Source organism: Streptococcus varani, assembly GCF_001375655.1.
Classification (GTDB): domain Bacteria; phylum Bacillota; class Bacilli; order Lactobacillales; family Streptococcaceae; genus Streptococcus; species Streptococcus varani.
In genome coordinates, this window is record NZ_CTEN01000001.1 from 471,680 (window position 1) to 485,472 (window position 13,793).

Annotated in this window: 11 protein-coding genes and 2 pseudogenes; 9 read left to right on the forward strand and 4 right to left on the reverse strand. The window is 40.4% G+C overall.

All coding sequences use genetic code 11. The annotated features are described in order from the left end of the window. The first annotated feature begins 12 nt into the window (after positions 1-12). Positions 13-312, forward strand: a complete 300-nt coding sequence (locus BN1356_RS02405; protein ID WP_245620290.1) for an HAD hydrolase family protein — start codon at positions 13-15, stop codon at positions 310-312. Here the strand turns inward: BN1356_RS02405 and BN1356_RS02410 are convergent. Next, positions 273-599: pseudogene (locus tag BN1356_RS02410) on the reverse strand (transposase); the annotation flags it as partial. The gene BN1356_RS02405 and the pseudogene BN1356_RS02410 sit on opposite strands and share 40 nt — an antisense overlap. A 555-nt stretch (positions 600-1,154) precedes the next feature. On the opposite strand from BN1356_RS02410, the gene BN1356_RS02415 reads away from it, so the two are divergent. The 4 genes and pseudogenes from BN1356_RS02415 to BN1356_RS02430 all read left to right on the forward strand — a co-directional run. Then, complete coding sequence (locus BN1356_RS02415) at positions 1,155-3,146, forward strand: KUP/HAK/KT family potassium transporter (RefSeq protein WP_093649830.1); 1,992 nt, start codon at positions 1,155-1,157, stop codon at positions 3,144-3,146. 132 nt (positions 3,147-3,278) lie between these two features. After that, a complete protein-coding gene (locus tag BN1356_RS02420) occupies positions 3,279-4,514 on the forward strand; it encodes an ammonium transporter (protein WP_093649831.1) in 1,236 nt (411 codons plus the stop codon). A gap of 15 nt (positions 4,515-4,529) precedes the next feature. Then, complete coding sequence (locus tag BN1356_RS02425; RefSeq protein ID WP_093649832.1) at positions 4,530-4,871, forward strand: P-II family nitrogen regulator; 342 nt, start codon at positions 4,530-4,532, stop codon at positions 4,869-4,871. Positions 4,872-5,293: 422 nt separating this feature from the next. Then, positions 5,294-5,724, forward strand: a pseudogene (locus BN1356_RS02430) (transposase); the annotation flags it as partial. A gap of 132 nt (positions 5,725-5,856) precedes the next feature. Here the strand turns inward: BN1356_RS02430 and BN1356_RS02435 are convergent. Then, complete coding sequence (locus BN1356_RS02435; protein ID WP_093649833.1) at positions 5,857-8,649, reverse strand: cation-translocating P-type ATPase; 2,793 nt, start codon at positions 8,647-8,649, stop codon at positions 5,857-5,859. A 310-nt stretch (positions 8,650-8,959) separates the two neighbouring features. Between BN1356_RS02435 and BN1356_RS02440 the strand changes: the two genes are divergently transcribed. The 4 genes from BN1356_RS02440 to BN1356_RS02465 all read left to right on the forward strand — a co-directional run bounded on the left by BN1356_RS02440 (position 8,960) and on the right by BN1356_RS02465 (position 12,847). Next, complete coding sequence (locus BN1356_RS02440) at positions 8,960-9,700, forward strand: CPBP family intramembrane glutamic endopeptidase (protein ID WP_093649834.1); 741 nt, start codon at positions 8,960-8,962, stop codon at positions 9,698-9,700. A 613-nt stretch (positions 9,701-10,313) separates the two neighbouring features. Then, positions 10,314-10,835 (forward strand): zeta toxin family protein, encoded by a 522-nt coding sequence (locus BN1356_RS02455; RefSeq protein ID WP_093649835.1) that lies wholly within the window; start codon positions 10,314-10,316, stop codon positions 10,833-10,835. A gap of 247 nt (positions 10,836-11,082) precedes the next feature. Further along, positions 11,083-11,892 carry an HAD family hydrolase gene (locus BN1356_RS02460; RefSeq protein ID WP_093649836.1) on the forward strand — a complete coding sequence of 270 codons (810 nt, stop codon included), beginning with the start codon at positions 11,083-11,085 and terminating at the stop codon, positions 11,890-11,892. Between the two features lie 10 nt (positions 11,893-11,902). Further along, positions 11,903-12,847: a LacI family DNA-binding transcriptional regulator gene (locus BN1356_RS02465; protein WP_093649837.1), complete on the forward strand. Its 945-nt coding sequence runs from the start codon at positions 11,903-11,905 to the stop codon at positions 12,845-12,847. A 324-nt stretch (positions 12,848-13,171) separates the two neighbouring features. Here the strand turns inward: BN1356_RS02465 and rpmG are convergent, their stop codons facing one another. Together rpmG and rpmF are read right to left on the reverse strand one after the other, a co-directional pair. Next, positions 13,172-13,321, reverse strand: a complete 150-nt coding sequence (rpmG, locus tag BN1356_RS02470; RefSeq protein WP_093649838.1) for a 50S ribosomal protein L33 — start codon at positions 13,319-13,321, stop codon at positions 13,172-13,174. Positions 13,322-13,336: 15 nt separating this feature from the next. Continuing rightward, positions 13,337-13,519 carry a 50S ribosomal protein L32 gene (rpmF, locus tag BN1356_RS02475; protein WP_093649839.1) on the reverse strand — a complete coding sequence of 61 codons (183 nt, stop codon included), beginning with the start codon at positions 13,517-13,519 and terminating at the stop codon, positions 13,337-13,339. Between the last annotated feature and the right edge of the window lie 274 nt (positions 13,520-13,793).

The following is a 13,793-nucleotide window of genomic DNA, read 5'->3' on the forward strand; positions in this document are numbered from 1 at the left end:
ATCGCTTTTGATATGGATGGAACTTTTTTAAATTCTCAAAATGATTATGACCGGCTTCGTTTTGACAAGATTTTTAAAATCGCAAAAGAAAAAGGCATCCGTCTGGTTGCCAATTCTGGAAATCAGTACCAGCAGATTGCTAGTTTTTTTGAAGCCTACTTGGAGGAGATGGTCATTGTCTCAGAAATTGGGGCCCAAATTCATGAAAAGGGCCAGTTGATTGACTGCCATTACTTTGAAGACGAGGTCGTAGCAGATATTTTACAAGTCTTAGCATGCTTGCTGGAGCGGAAATTATTGATGGTTTTATAACTAACGTAGGTATCCTGGCTCAACCATTTCATGGGAATCACTTCCTCATTCATCTGCACCATTTTGCGACCAGAAAAGACTTGACGGGCATAGGCGAAGAGCGTCATCTTCAAAAGCATGGCAGGATGAAAGGCAGGACGACCCGTGTGTGATTTATCTTCCAATAAAACATGATTAGGGATACTGTCCACAAAGAGGCTAATCAGTCTAACCTCGTGATTCATAGGAATATCGTAGGCAAGATTTAGTTCCAAACTGAATTGATTTGTGTTATACTCTTTATACATAGTCATGGCTTTCTAGTTGTTTTGTGGTTATTATAATTATAAACCATGACATAGGGAAACGAGCATCTCCAACTGCGGAAATGCTCGTTTTTTCTATTCTGAAGCTATTTTTTGCCCAGCCTCTTTTTTGTTAAAAAGTCTTCTGTAATGAAGGACGCTATCGTCGAATGAATGTTTTAAACTAAGAATTGAAACGTAGGTAGCTCAAACAGTCTGAGGCTAGACTGTTTGAGGTTGGAAATAAGAACTGATGACAGTCAGTTCCCCTTACAGTCTGAGGCTAGACTGTTTGAGGTTGGAAATAGAAGAAACTAAGATTCTCTCAATTAGAGTAGGGCAAGTAGAAAATAACGACCTATCAAGGTTAATTCAAATGACTATATTTTTCTTGGAAATGATGGTGGATGAGTCTTAAAGTGATTTGAAAATTCAAACAAAGCATAAAAAATTGCCATCTGTCCTTAAAAGTCTGTAAAAAGGCTTTCATTTTTTCATCAAAGTGATATAATGACTGAAAACGGGATGAAAAAGTGTTAGTTTTGGAGGTAAGATTTTATGAAAGAGGCCAAGCATCCATCTTTTGAAAAAGCTTCAGCGGCTGGTTTTTTAATTGCCCTGGGCATTGTTTATGGAGATATCGGGACCAGTCCCCTCTATACCATGCAATCCTTGGTGGAAAATCAGGGAGGTCTAGCAGCCGTATCTGAGAACTTTATTTTGGGGTCTATTTCCCTCATCTTTTGGACCTTGACCTTGATTACAACTGTCAAGTATGTTTTTATTGCACTTAAGGCAGATAATCACCACGAGGGGGGGATTTTCTCTCTATACACCCTAGTTCGGAAGATGGCCAAATGGTTGATTATTCCAGCGCTAATTGGCGGGGCTACCTTGTTGTCTGATGGGGCTCTGACTCCGGCAGTGACGGTTACCTCTGCCGTCGAAGGGCTAAAGAGTGTGCCGATTCTTCAGGCTCACTACAGCAATCAAACTATTGTGATTGTAACGACTTTGGTTATTTTGACCATACTCTTTTCGATTCAGCGTTTCGGGACAGGAGTGGTTGGTCGAGTCTTTGGTCCGGTTATGTTGATCTGGTTCTCCTTTTTAGGCATCAGCGGACTTGTCAATAGTTTGACCAATCTAGAGGTTTTTCAAGCCGTTAATCCTTATCACGCTATCCATCTTCTCCTCAGCCCGGAAAACCATCGCGGAATTTTTATCCTTGGCTCCATTTTCTTAGCAACAACAGGAGCAGAGGCTCTCTACTCCGATATGGGACATGTGGGGCGAGGCAATATTCATGTCAGCTGGCCTTTTGTTAAAGTCTGTATTCTCTTATCTTATTTTGGACAAGGTGCTTGGATTTTGGCCAATAAGGATTCTGGTATTGAGCTCAACCCTTTCTTTGCCAGCATTCCATCTTATCTGTCAGTCTTTGTAGTTATTTTGGCGACATTGGCAGCTATCATCGCTTCTCAGGCTTTGATTTCAGGTTCCTTTACCTTGGTTTCAGAAGCCATGCGCTTGAAAATTTTTCCAACTTTCCGTATCACTTATCCAGGTCATTCCATGGGGCAACTTTATATTCCGGTCATCAACTGGAGTCTTTGGTTTATCACTTGCGGTATTGTTCTTCATTTTCGAACATCCGCCCATATGGAATCTGCCTACGGTTTGGCGATTACCATCACTATGCTGATGACAACAGTGCTTCTGACATTCTTCCTCTTACAAAGAAAGGTCAAACCGATCTTTGTCTATCCTCTCATGGCCTTCTTTGCAGGAATTGAGCTGATTTTCTTCTTTGCTTCCGTAGTCAAATTTTTACATGGTGGTTATGTAGTGGTTATCATCGCAGCTCTCATCATCGCACTCATGTTTGTTTGGCTCAAAGCTAATCAAATTACCTTCAACTATATCAATACTTTGGACCTCAATGATTTCAAAGATCAACTGGATCGCCTGCGGAAGGATGAACGTTATCCTCTCTATCAAACCAATGTTGTCTACTTGACCAACCGCATGAGGGGGCATATCATTGATAAATCTATCCTCTATTCTATCTTGGATAAGCGGCCTAAGAAGGCTCAGGTTTATTGGTTTGTAAAAGTCAATGTCACTGACGAACCCTATACAAATGACTATACTGTCGACATGTTAGGGACAGATTTTATGGTCAAGGTAGAACTGTATCTGGGTTTTCGTATGCGTCAGGATGTACCGCGCTATATACGGACGGTTGTCCGTGACTTGATGGAATCGGGACGTCTACCTGAACAGCACCAGGACTATACCATTACGCCAGGTCGCGCTGTCGGTGATTTCCGTTTCGTCGTTTTAGAAGAGCGTGTTTCCCATGCCTTTCATATGAAGCCTTTTGATCGTTTTATCCTTCAAACTAAGGCGACGATTAAACATGTGACGGCGACACCGGTTCGCTGGTTTGGTCTCCAATTTTCTGAATCGAGCACAGAAGTTGTTCCTCTGGTCTTATCGGATGTGACTAGTTTGCCGATTTTAGAAAGAGTGGAATCAGTAAATTAAGACAATTTAAAGCTTGGAACAAACCTGTTCTAAGCTTTTTTTTCGAAAATTATTAAAATGTCAGAAAATTCTTGCTTTCTAATAAAACCTGTGATATAGTATGTTAAATAATATCATAAGGAGGATGGTTTTATGAATACAGGTTCTATAGCCTTTATGATTGTTTCAAGTGCTTTGGTATTTTTTATGACACCTGGTTTAGCCTTTTTCTATGGCGGATTGGGGCGCAGGAAAAACGTTATTTCAACTATGATGATGTCCTTTGTTCCCATCGGGATTGCGGTCCTTATGTGGGTTGTTCTTGGTTATTCTCTTTCTTTTTCAGGGGAACATCTTTTAGTGGGAAATTTAGGGGCTTTTCTCATGAATGGAGTTAGTGAAACCACTTCGACCAAGGGTTATGAGATACCCGACATGCTCTTTGCAATCTATCAAATGATGTTTTCGATTATTACGGTCGGTATTGCTACAGGATCTATTGTTGGTCGCATGCGCTTTAGTCCCCTTCTTATTTGGATTCCTCTCTGGCTACTCCTTGTCTACTATCCGCTAGCCCATATGGTCTGGGGTGGTGGTCTCTTGGCACAACTTGGAGCTCTCGACTTTGCTGGTGGCAATGTAGTTCATATTTCTTCTGGGGTAGCAGGGCTGGTTCTCTCACTCATGGTAGGAAAACGCTACGATCACGAACGCGTGGCCTTTCGCCCTCATAATGTCCCTTTTGTTTTGCTGGGAACAGCTGTTCTGGCCTTTGGCTGGATTGGTTTCAATTCCGGATCTGCCTTGGCTGCTAATCACATTGCCGTCCATGCCTTTGTGACTACTGTGGTATCGGCTGCAACAGGGATGCTGTCTTGGCTCTTTATCGAAAAAATGATCAGTAATAAACCAACTCTTGTTGGTGCCTCAACTGGTTTAGTAGCGGGACTTGTCGCCATTACACCGGGAGCTGGTTATGTGACCATTGGAGCAGCGCTTGTTAGTGGTGCTCTAGTCAGTCCAGTTTGCTATTTTGCTATTTCAGTCCTAAAGAAAAAAATAGGATATGATGATACGCTTGATGCCTTTGGTTGTCATGGAGTTGGTGGGATTTTTGGTGGTTTACTGACTGCTCTCTTCACGAGCCCTGACTTGACACCAGAAGCAGGAAATGTGGGACTCTTCTTTGGCTCTACTCACCTCCTCATTGCAACCATCATTGCTATTACTTTTACCATCCTTTGGTCAGGGACTGTGACTTGGCTACTTTTATCCGTCATCAAAAAATTCCAACCTCTTCGTGTCAGTGAAAGAGATGAAGTACGTGGTCTGGATGATAGTGAACATGAGGAAACAGCTTATCCGACCTTCCTCGGATTAGACACATAAGAACGGAGGCAAGAAATGAAAAAAATTGAAGCGATTATTCGTACAGAAAAATTAGAGGATGTGAAGCGGGCTCTTTCTCACATGGAGCAAAATCATGGTATGACGGTTTGTCAGGTACTCGGTTTTGGCAAGCAGCATGGCTTTGCTGAATTAGTACGGGGGCAAAAAGTTATACCAAGTCTTCTATCCAAGGTCAAAATCGAAATGGTTGTTAAAGACGAAGAGGTGGAAGAACTGGTTGAGCTGATTCAAGTGACAAGTCTTACAGGAGAAGTTGGAGATGGCAAGATTTTCATCAGTCCCATAGAGGATGTCATCCGTATTCGGACCAATGAGCGAGGTCAGGATGCCCTCTGATTCTCTTGAAAATCGAAGAAAGATGCCCTTTCTCGATAAAGTATGAATAAATAATCTGATGATTGGTTTTGTTTTTCAACCGAATCGAAAGATTGGAATAAAGAAAAAACTCCATCTGTCTTTGAACAAATGGAGTTTCTTGAGGCTATCCTCAAAGAAAATCAAAAATAGATGAGGCAGAGTGCTACAGGTACATCTGGTGCTAGGCAAGGAGCTTTAACCAAGTATATGGTCTTTTTGAATTAACTTCAATACGTTGTCACTATCGGCTTGCCGTACTCAAGTTGAGAGAGGCTGGGCAAAAAGTAGCTTCAGAAAAGAAAAAACGAGCATTTCCGCAGTTGGAGATGCTCGTTTCCCTATGTCATGGTTTATAATTATAATAACGACAAAACAACTAGAAAGCCATGATCATGTATAAAGAGTTAGAAAAACTTTCCAAAACAGAAAGTGGTCGCCAGAAACAAATCCATTACAATCCAACTTGGAATTACTTTAAAGAACTCATCAAGGAAGAATTACATAGCGAAGAAGGCTCTCGAATCTATGCCAAACGGAAAATCGATGTTGAACCCGTTTTTGGCCGATTAAAGAGTGTTTTTGGCGTGCGCAGGGTTCATGTCAGAGGCAATCGAGCCGTCCAAACGGAGGTTGGATTCCTCTTCATGAGTATGAATCTCACGAAATTGGCCAAGAATCTAGCCTCTAAAACTTCACATACTCAAAAACCACACAGTGATTTTTTCATCTTGATTGTTTTCAAGACAGAAATCACTGTGTGGTTTTATTTGAAGCTACTTTTTGCCCAGCCTCTTCTATTTCCAACCTCAAACAGTCTATTCCCAGACTGTAGGGTAAACTGCCTTTCATCAGTTCTTATTTCCCGCCTCTAACAGTCACTCCCCTGACTGTTAGAGCTACCTGCACCTCAGTTCCTGGTCCTAAAGCTAATTCATTCGACTATAGTTTTGATTTTCATAGAGTATTAAGCCTTATTATGCTGGCGGAGCCAATACTTGCGTCCTTCTTCTATGAGGAGAACTGGGATGGGACAGAGGATGAGGTAGATCCAGTGTTGCCAACCTAGAGGAGCTGTTTGGAAAAGAGGATGGAAGAATGGCACATAGACCAGACAGAGGAAAAGGATGATTTCAAAAACAATCCCAAAGTTGATATAGCCATTATCAAAGAAATGCTTGTTGAGGACGGATGATCGTTCTGTCCGACAATTATGGACCATGCCAATCTGGCAGAAGATAATGGCTCCCAAGGTCATGGTCATGGCTTGGTGGTAGATGTCAGGAGTGATTGTAAAACCTGTTCCATTGAGGAAACCAACATAGAAGAAGGCTGCCATAGCAATGGTGGATTCCATGAGTCCATACCAGATAAAGGACTTGATTAAAAGCGGTTTATCAATCAACTTATCCGTCCGCTTGCGAGGAGCTTGTTGCATGATATCGGGGTTGGTGTTCTCAATACCTAAACCGAGAGCGGGCATCATATCTGTTCCCAAGTCAATAGAGAGAATCTGCATGACAGTCAGAGGCAGAGGGATGATCCCACGAGAGAAGAGGAAGAAGGCAGAAGGAACTGCTTCAGAGGTGTTGGAATTGAAGATGTAGGTCAAGAACTTCTTGATGTTCTGGTAAACTGCGCGCCCTTCCTCAATAGCATGGACGATAGAAGCGAAATTATCATCTGTCAAAATCATATCCGCAGAAGACTTGGCGACATCAGTACCTGCAATCCCCATAGCGATACCAATATCAGCTTTTTTCAAGGCAGGAGCATCATTGACCCCATCTCCAGTAACGGCTACAATATGACCAAGTTTTTGGAGATTGCTGACAATATGGTATTTTTGCTCAGGGGCAATTCGAGCAAAGACCACTTCCTCCCGAAGGATGGCTTGCAATTGCTCATCAGAGAGTTGGCTCAATTCCTGGCCCGTTACCAAACGGGGATTGTCTCCTTGGACGATTCCGATTTTCCGAGCGATGCTGAGAGCAGTCAATCCATAGTCGCCCGTAATCATAATAATGCGAATATGAGCTTGATGGCACTTAGCCACAGCCGCTTCCATATCATCACGTGGCGGATCCTGCATGACCAAGAGCCCCATGAAAATCAGGTCGGTTTCGACAGATTGGATAGAATAGTCACCAGTCAAGTTGTTCAAGTCGCGAGCAGCTAGAGCCAAAACCCGTAACCCGTCTTGGGCATAAGCATCGTTAGCAGCTAAAATCTGTTCAGCCATTTCTTTTGTCAGCGGTTTTAGCTGGCCTTGATCATAGATCTGGCTGGACAAATCAACAATTTCTTTTGGAGCTCCCTTGGTAAAGCTGACCATATGGCTACCCAGAAAATCCGATTTAAGCTCGTGGATAGTGGTCATACGCTTACGATCGGAATCGAAGGTCAGCTCCTTAACACGAGGAGCTTCTACGTGGATAGTATCCAGATAGAGTCCCGCTTTTTGGGCTAAGACCTTGAGACAAGCTTCAGTTGGATCACCCAGAACGGTATAGCGCGTTTGATCTCCATGCGGCGGTTGGATAGAGGCATTGTTACAGAGGACGGCTCCCTTAAGCAGCCAGGTCAAACTCTCATCACTTTGCCTATCCATCACACGATCATCGGCTAAAATTTGACCGACAGGTTCATAACCAGTACCTGTCACTACAAATTCCTGATGGGGCATCCATATGTGGTTGACCGTCATCTCATTCTTGGTTAAAGTTCCCGTTTTATCCGAGCAAATAACGGTTGTCTCCCCCAAGGTTTCAACAGAAGCCAATTTTTTGACCAAAGCATTTTTCTTAGCCATTTTTTGAACCGCCATGGCCAAAGACAAGGTCACTGTTGGTAGTAAGCCTTCAGGAATAAAGGCAACAATCATCCCCAGAGAAAAAACGAAGGATTTGCTGATAGGCTCGTGAATGAAGACCACAGCCGCCAGCAAAAAGAAGAGGCCAATTGAGATAGCGATAATGGAAATTTGCTTGGTAGCTCGGTTGAGCTCGACCTGCAAAGGACTGACGGTTTGAGTCACATCCTGAGTTAAATGAGCGATTTGACCAAATTCCGTTGACATACCAATCTTGGTCACTAAAATTTTGGCGTTACCCTTGCTAACGCTGGTTCCTGCAAAAACCATGTTTTTCATAGCTAATAAGTCAGGCTGCTCAGCTGACGCTTCGATAGCCCGCTCATTCTTGTTAACAGGGTTTGATTCCCCGGTTAGGGCAGATTGATTAACCTGGAAGTTGGCGGTTTCTAAAATACGACCGTCGGCTGATATCTGGTCCCCCTCTTCAATGAGAACGATATCACCTGGAACCAACTGTTCAGCGAGAATCTTTTCTTCATGACCATCACGAATGACCCGTGCATAGAGGGGTAACATGCCTTCCAAGGCCTTGGTCGCCTTACCAGCTCGGTATTCCTGAATGAAAGAAAAGCAACCATTGATGACATTGACCGCCCAGATAGCGATTCCCAACTCAGGTGTATCTGTGAAGAAGAAGGCCACAAAACCACCAATCCACAGCAAGATAGCCATGAGAGAAGAAAAGTTTTTCAAAAAAGTGAGCCAAAGAGGCTCGCCAGCCGGCTTGTCCAGCTGATTGGGACCATAGACTTCCTGCCGATGCAGCACCTCTTCTGAACTGAGTCCCCTTAACTGGGACCCGACCATAGTGAGCGCTGTTTGAGGGTCATATTGATAGACCTCATCTACTTGTTTTTCACGATTTGCCATACTATCACTTCCCATCTATTTAAAGCAAATCAATTTATCATTATTATACACCTAATAGAAAAAAGTGGCGCAAAAAAGTTTTAAAAAAGTCAACCAAGCTAAAAAGCTGGTTGATAAGGAAGAAAATCTCATTTTTCTCCCTGATTTTAGCAAGATAGAAAGTTGCTAGATAAAGAGGTAGCCAGCCCCGCTAAAAAGAAATAGACCTTACTGAATGATTTTCTAGAAAACAGAAGGAGGAAGAGATAGATTGTAGGTTAAGAAGGACTGTCAATCTTTTGATAATATTTTCTACTAAGGTATAATATAGAGAGGAGGATTTTGCATGAAGCAACTATTTAAAAAGAATACCGATTGGATTAACGATCAACATGGCTTTCTTCCTATCTGGAAAGTTATAGTCTTATATCTAGTTTTTGCTGTGGTGTCTATGGGCATGGGAAAAGTTGGCTTAAAAGTGACTTCTTGGTTGCATCCTGAATTGGATCAGAACAGTCCAGCTTTCTTTGATTTCCTAGATACAGAGCCCTTGGCTAATATGTTTGTCAGCTTATTAGGAGTCGCCATTGTTTTTGGTATTTTCTACCTAGCAGGCGCTCGTTTCTTTGGAGCTGAGAAAGAGAAGCGTTCCTATGGAAAATGGATTTTGATTGGTCTAGGCTTATTGTTTTTACTGCAATTCACAGACTACTTATTAAACAATTACGGACCTCAACTTGGCTTGTCTGCCAACCAACAGGCACACAATGAAACCATCAAAAAAGCGGATTTTTGGCGCCTAATCATTACCATGGGTATTCTTCCGTCTTTAGAAGAAGAATTGGTAGTCAGAGGCTTGATCCAACGTTATGGTTTTGCCAAGTGGCCTATTGTCGGCATAGCCGTGCAAGCAATCATATTTGGTAGCATGCACTACACCACCAACCCCATTCATTCCCTACTCTATATTTTAAACGGTGCACTCTTTGGCTTTATTTATTACAAATCAGGTCGCCTAGAAGTACCAATGCTAGTCCACTTGATTGGTAACGTTGCCGTGATTGCCTACTTTAAGTTCTTGACCTAAAAGGGTGAGATAGTGGATTGAAAACTTTCTATAAAAATTTTGGTAATGAAAAAGCTAAGGTGTTTCATTAGGCTTAGCGATACTTTACTGAATCTGGTTTAACAAACTCCTGAGAGCCACGATAGTGGGTTCTCTTTTTTTCTTTGGAGAGATTGTCAATATCTTCAATTAACAGACTAAATTCCTTGCCTCTCTCAAGATTTTCTGCTTTGAAAAACGTTTTTGTATCGACTTCGAGAGCATTCATAATCTTTTCAATCGTCTCAACCTTAACATTAAGATTTTTATTTTTTCATTTGTCAAATTAAATTAGACATTTTCACTTAAATTGGAAATTATTTATTATAGAAAACTTAAAATAGGAAGCTTTATTAAAAGCACTTTCTGAAATATGTGGTGAGGGTGAGAATCTAGTGGATGTGAAATATAGTAAGCTAATCTACTACCCAATTATGATTGAATTGAAGTGGGGTAGTAACAAACTTGAAAAGAGAGATAAAGAAAAAATGTTACCAATACGAAAACAAGCGGTAAAGAAAAGGATGAGCCCAACTATGGTATAATATTAAAGATATTCAGAAAAACAAATTAAAATTTAATAGTGAGGTAGATTATGATTATCTTGATAGCAGGAGCTTCACATACAGGCAAGACAGCATTGTCTCAGAAATTACTTGAAACATATCACTATCCCTATTTTTCAATAGACCACTTGAAGATGGGTTTAATTAGAAGTCGCGATACGGAACTTACCCCGTCAAGTGACGATTCGGATTTAACAGCATACCTGTGGCCGATTGTTCGTGAAATGATTAAGACGGCAATAGAAAACAAGCAGAATTTGATCGTAGAAGGCTGTTATGTTCCATTTGATTGGGCGAAAGATTTTGAAAAAGGGTATCTTGATAGCATCAGGTATTATTGCCTTGTCATGAGTGAGGACTATATTAGAAATCATTTTGCAGATATAAAAAGAAATGCAAAGATAATCGAAAGTCGTTTGGATGATAGTTATTGTACTTTGGAATCAGTAATAAAAGATAATAAGCAGGTCTTGGAACGCGTTATTGCACACGGAGTTAATTATATCCTTATTGATGACGAGTACAAAATAGATATTGATTTAGAGAGATAAATTCCAGTTTGTTTAATCGAATGGAATAATTTTAGAAACAGTAAATCACAAAGATGAATATGAAAATCCTAGGTCCAACTATTGCGGTTGAGCCTAGGATTTTTGATTACTTAAAATACTTCCCCTCACCCTCCGTACCTGCCAGTTTGAAGGCGATGATTTTTTTCAAAAAATCTGTAACTTTATGCTTGACATGGAACGGGTTCCAGCATTTATACTGGTTTCAGAAAGAAGAGAGGTATTTTTTATGATGATTAAACGTATTTTTTGTGACATGGATGGAACACTATTAAATAGTCAAGGACAGGTGAGTAAAAGCAATGCTAGCTTAATACGTGAAGCTGCCATTCCTGTAACTTTAGTATCTGCAAGAGCACCAATGGAAATGAGGGATGCCATAGAAGCCCTTCAATTAAAAGGGGTCCAAGTTGCTTTTAACGGAGGATTGATTTATAGAATGGGAGAGAATAATCAAGTCCTACCTATTCGTACACAAACCATTAAAAAAAGCACAGTAAGGCAGTTGCTGACAGGGATCCGTCAGCATTTTCCTCAAGTTAGTTTATCTTATTACGATCTTAACAACTGGTACTGTGATAAAATAGATGAAGGAATCCGATACGAACATCGTTTAACCCAACAAACGCCAACCTTTATTCATGATGAGAATCAGTTTTTAGAAGGTCAACTAAATACCTTTAAAATTATGATGATTACCTTCGATGAAGCAAATATGGTGGAATTAGAAAAATATCTTCAAAGTTTGGACTTATCAGAAATCACTATTCAACGGTCAGGTAAAGCCTATCTTGAAATCACACATCTCCTAGCCAAAAAATCTAAGGGAATTGCCTACATTCTTCAAAAAGAGCAATTAGCTAGAGAAGAAACGGCTGCATTTGGAGACGGACACAATGATTTGCCCATGCTTGATATGGTAGGCTATCCTATTGTTATGGATAATGCCTTTGATGACATCAAGGCGATAGCCTATCAAATCACTAGGTCTAATGATGAAGATGGAGTAGGATACGGGATTCAAAAATTTTTAAAGTAGGAGTCTGGTCATGGTAAGTATCAGTGAAATAGCTAAAAAAGCAGGCGTTGCTAAATCAACCGTTTCTCGTGTTCTCAATCATCATCCACATGTTTCTGATGAGACACGACAAAAAATAATGGCAATTATCACTGAATTGGATTATATGCCAAACCAACTGGCGCGGGATTTAAGTCGAGGGAAAACACAAAAAATAGGTGTCGTCATTCCGCACACGCGACACCCTTATTTTACACAATTGATAAATGGGCTCCTAGATGCTGCTAAGACTACCGACTATCAACTTGTGATGATGCCTTCAGATTACAACCAAGAAATAGAACTTTCCTATTTGAATCAGCTTAAGATGGAAGCTATTGACGCTTTAATATTTACTTCAAGAGCCATTAGCCTTGATATTATTGAAACCTATGCCAAATATGGAAGAATTGTGGTTTGTGAAAAATTGCAGAAATCGAATCTCCTATCCTCTGCTTACCTTGACCGCCATTTCTCATTTATAGAGGCTTTTTCTGAGATGAAAGCACGAGATTTGGAGAACTTGGTTTTATTATTTTCAAGAAATGATGAAACATCTGCCACCTATCAATCTGCATTAGTAGCCTACCAAGATGTTTATGGTCAACTATCGACTCCCTATACGGTATTTGGGAATATTCATGACTTTAATGATGGCCTAAAGCTATCTTATCAATTGATAAAAGATGACAGTATTGATGGTATTTTAGCTACAAGTGATGAAGTTGCAGCAGGGCTAATAAAAGGATATGAAGAAAGTGGGAAAACATGTCCCTATATTGTTGGTCAGGAAGGTTTATTAGTTGGGCAACTTTTGAAGCTCCCAACGATAGACCACAAATCCTATGATTTAGGGAAATTAGCTTTTAAACAGGCTCTCTCTGATATAATTAGCCAAGAAGTATTGTTCTCAGAGTATTTGCCTCAGGACAGCTAGCCATTCAAAAGCAAATAAACTGAGTAAAACCGAAGCCATTGAAGAAGTCATCATATTGATGGCTTTTTTGGTGAACTCGAGAGAAGTGGTGGAAAAGCTAGAGAGGTTAATTGAGTAGTAGCCATCTTTGTTAAATCAGAAAATGAATTTGTTAAATTTAGCAAAATTAAATAATATTAATCTTTACTTTAACATTGTTTAGGTTTATATTTGTAGAAAGAATTTTCTGCTACTAATCAATCAGATAAAAATCAGAAAAAACTACATTGAAGCAAAATAAAAAACCTTTGAAACGTTGATTTCATAGGCTTTCTGTTTTTTGTCTTATTTCACTTCCGTAAAAATTACGTGCTTACGCAATTTTGGTGAGTATTTTTTCAATTGTAGACGGTCTGGAGTGTTACGTTTGCTTTTTGAAGTAAGGTACAAGCGTTCACCAGATTCTTTGTGTTCAAGTGTAATATTTACGCGCATGGTATCTCCCTTCTATTATTCAGCTGAAGCTGCTTTTTCGATTTTACGTCCTTTGTAGTATCCTTTAAGTGATACACGGTGAGAACGTGAGTAATCTCCAGTAGTTTCGTCAAATTTCACAGTTGGAGCTGTTACTTTATAGTGAGTACGACGTTTGTTTTTTTTCGCTTTTGAGGTGCGACGTGCAGGTACTGCCATTTCTTTCTTCCTCCATTGAGATCTTGGGCTTAGCCCGATATATTTTATAAATATGGTGACTTTCGCCAACTTTAACAGTATAACAAAAGATTTTTGTAAAGTAAAGTTACTTGACACGAAATTTTCACTTTTTTTGAAGAAAGCTGTACTTTTATGGTAAAATAGGAAATGATTTAAGCAAAAGGACTAGTATTTGGATAGTGTGTTTTTACATGTGAAGACGATACCCAACTAGCCATCTTTATTAAAACAAGGGAAGGAATGGAGCATAGGC

Coding starts and splice junctions, on each gene's coding strand:
- BN1356_RS02405 (WP_245620290.1), top strand. CDS start 13: ATGGATGGAACTTTTTTAAATTCTCAAAATGATTATGACCGGCTTCGT.
- BN1356_RS02415 (WP_093649830.1), top strand. CDS start 1,155: ATGAAAGAGGCCAAGCATCCATCTTTTGAAAAAGCTTCAGCGGCTGGT.
- BN1356_RS02420 (WP_093649831.1), top strand. CDS start 3,279: ATGAATACAGGTTCTATAGCCTTTATGATTGTTTCAAGTGCTTTGGTA.
- BN1356_RS02425 (WP_093649832.1), top strand. CDS start 4,530: ATGAAAAAAATTGAAGCGATTATTCGTACAGAAAAATTAGAGGATGTG.
- BN1356_RS02435 (WP_093649833.1), bottom strand. CDS start 8,649: ATGGGAAGTGATAGTATGGCAAATCGTGAAAAACAAGTAGATGAGGTC.
- BN1356_RS02440 (WP_093649834.1), top strand. CDS start 8,960: ATGAAGCAACTATTTAAAAAGAATACCGATTGGATTAACGATCAACAT.
- BN1356_RS02455 (WP_093649835.1), top strand. CDS start 10,314: ATGATTATCTTGATAGCAGGAGCTTCACATACAGGCAAGACAGCATTG.
- BN1356_RS02460 (WP_093649836.1), top strand. CDS start 11,083: ATGATGATTAAACGTATTTTTTGTGACATGGATGGAACACTATTAAAT.
- BN1356_RS02465 (WP_093649837.1), top strand. CDS start 11,903: ATGGTAAGTATCAGTGAAATAGCTAAAAAAGCAGGCGTTGCTAAATCA.
- rpmG (WP_093649838.1), bottom strand. CDS start 13,321: ATGCGCGTAAATATTACACTTGAACACAAAGAATCTGGTGAACGCTTG.
- rpmF (WP_093649839.1), bottom strand. CDS start 13,519: ATGGCAGTACCTGCACGTCGCACCTCAAAAGCGAAAAAAAACAAACGT.